This is a genomic window from Nonomuraea sp. 3N208 (genome assembly GCF_052245935.1).
Classification (GTDB): domain Bacteria; phylum Actinomycetota; class Actinomycetes; order Streptosporangiales; family Streptosporangiaceae; genus Nonomuraea.
The window spans coordinates 1-1,758 of sequence record NZ_JBQQBR010000134.1; the positions used below are offsets into that span (position 1 = coordinate 1).

The following is a 1,758-nucleotide window of genomic DNA, read 5'->3' on the forward strand; positions in this document are numbered from 1 at the left end:
GTACTACTGAGGCTCCGCCTCGGACCGCCGAGATTGCCGGTTCCGCTGGCGATCTGGCATCGGTGAGTTCATCGTCACGACCATAGAAACGGTTGCGGTGGGTGGTCATCATGGCGCGAGTCGTGACGGTGAACGACATTCTCGACGGGCACGTGAGCCTGGACATCGAGTGCCTGGACCGGATCTACCTAAACGCCTACGTGCCGATCCTGCAGACCAGTTCACAGGTGGTGGCGTTCCTGTCCGGGCATCTGGGCTTCCCGTTTCCCTCGCCAGTGCTGTTCAAGCAGCTGGGTGATCGGTTCCGGCGGGCGGTGACCTCTTTCGCCGAGGTCAACCACATCCCCTGGGTCAAGTTCGCCAAGGACCAGGCCAAGCTGGAGACGATGGCCCCATATCTGGCTCGTCAGGCTGCCACGGGACGCTCCGGGGTGGCGGCGATCGGCGTGGCCCAGGAATTCCAGCGGGTGTGGACCGCGCACGAGGGCAAGACCTCCACTGGCACCCCGCGTTGGAGCTTCGTCAAAGCCGACCGGCGAGTGACCTGCTACTACTTCTATCTCTGGGACGCCGACTTCGGCCCGGCCTTCATCAAGCTCTGCGCCTACTTCCCCTACCCCGGCAAGATCTGGGTCAACGGCCATGAGTGGGCCAAACGTCAAGCCGTCAAGGCCAGCCTCAGCTTCACTGAACTGTCCAACGGGTTCGCCACCTGCGATGATCCGGCCGCCTTGCAAGAGATCTGCGACCGGCTCACCTCCGGCACCATCAACGTGTTCGTCCAGCGCTGGCTGCACCGCCTGCCGCTGCCCTTCACCGAGCAAGACCACGATGCGGGCTATTGGTGGGAGACCTCCATGCGGCAGATCGAGATCTCCCACACCCTGGTCTTCGACGCTCCCCGGCACGCCCGCGGCTTCTTCGAGGCCCTGATCGCCGACAACCTCGACATCGGCCGCCCGCACAACGTCGAGATCATCTTCGGCCGTCGGATACGCCGCGACACGTGGGGAACCTTCCGCACCGCGATCGACCGCCGCGATAACGGCGGCGTCCTGGTCAACGTCTTCTACAAGCACTCGAGGATCAAGCAATACCTCAAGGACGGCCGGGCGATGCGCATCGAGACTGTCGTCAACGCCCCTCGTGATCTGGGCTGCCAGGCCCGCCTGCATAACTTGGAAGAGCTTCAGGCCAAGGCCCGCGCCGCCAATCGGCGCATACTGGAGGTCGAACGTGCCGGCCAGGGTTGCGTCCTTGCGAGTCCAGCCTTTGAGCAGATCGCGCACCCCACCACTGATGGGGTGGGGCGGAGGGCCCCGGCGCTACGCTTCGGCGATCCTCGGGTCATGGCCCTGGCCGGCGCCCTGTGCCAGACGTTGCTCGCCGCGACCGGCTTCACCAACAAGAACCTTCGCGTCTTGATGACCGGACTGCTCGGCACCACCGCCTACAGCACGGGCCAGATGACCTACGACCTGCGTCGCCTCCGGCTCAACGGACTGATCCGCCGGCTACCCCGATCCAACCGCTACGTGCTCACCGACGACGGCGTGCGCATCGCGGTCTTCTACACCAAGATCTACAACCGTTTACTCGTCCCGCTGACCGCTGCCGATCAAGCCCAAGCGCCGCCCGAACTCCGCGCCGCGCTCAAGACCATCACCCGGCACGTCGACGACTACGCCGCCCAAGCGCGGCTCCCTCGGGCGTCGTGAAACTTGACACAAACGTCCAGAAACGCGAGACCAAAGATCG

The 1,758-nt window shown here is 64.6% G+C and carries 1 protein-coding gene; it reads left to right on the forward strand.

Annotated features, from left to right (window positions below; translation table 11 throughout):
* Positions 1 to 110 precede the first annotated feature (110 nt).
* The gene (locus ACTWPT_RS59825; protein WP_443186448.1) at positions 111 to 1,718 is read left to right on the forward strand and encodes a hypothetical protein; all 1,608 of its coding nucleotides are present in this window, start codon (positions 111 to 113) and stop codon (positions 1,716 to 1,718) included.
* Positions 1,719 to 1,758 lie beyond the last annotated feature (40 nt).

Coding starts and splice junctions, on each gene's coding strand:
- ACTWPT_RS59825 (WP_443186448.1), top strand. CDS start 111: ATGGCGCGAGTCGTGACGGTGAACGACATTCTCGACGGGCACGTGAGC.